Genomic DNA, 623 nt, shown 5'->3' with positions numbered 1-623 from the left:
GGTCGCCCATCCGGCGCACAACTTCGGCATAGACGCCGATGTTGTCCACCGGGCGGACCGGGCTGAAATTGATCGGGTTCGAGAACAGGTTGACCACAACCCCAATCGCATCCCTTTGGGTCGACGGGCCATAGAATGGCAGCTCGATATAAGCGCCTTCACCCACTCCCCAGACATGCAGGGTCTCACCGAAATCCGTGTCCACCGGTGGCAGGTTCAGCTCATCAGCGGGCGAAGACAGGCCAAAGCCACCAACGGTCATGTTGATCACAAAGCGCAGCAGGGCGTTGCCCATCTGTTTCGGGTTGCCCTGAAGCAGGTAGTCAACAGCCTGACCGGGCAGCGAGATGTTTTCGGCAAAAGTGCTGAAACTGGTGACCATCGGGTCAGGAACGATTTTGACATAGCCTTTCGAGGCCGGCCGGAACAGAAACCGGTCAACACCCAGATTGAACTTGTGAATTCCCCGGTTCGCATTTTCATACGGGTCAAACACGTCACTGCGCGAGGCACCCTCGGGCGGCGTGGTTGCACAGGCGGACACAACGGCCATGAGCGACAGTAAAACAAGGTGTTTCAGGCGAAATCTGCTCGACACGATCTTTGTCTCTCCTAAATGGCCC

At 57.1% G+C, this 623-nt stretch carries 1 protein-coding gene; it reads right to left on the bottom strand.

Features of this window, described 5'->3' with window-relative positions; translation table 11 throughout:
• Positions 1 to 553 (bottom strand): MlaA family lipoprotein (locus ACR0IP_RS23370; protein ID WP_480528191.1); only part of this gene is annotated, 553 nt, incomplete at its 3' end.
• Between the last annotated feature and the right edge of the window lie 70 nt (positions 554 to 623).

Source organism: Ruegeria sp. AL11 (genome assembly GCF_056540865.1).
This window is presented reverse-complemented; position numbering and strand designations above follow the sequence as displayed.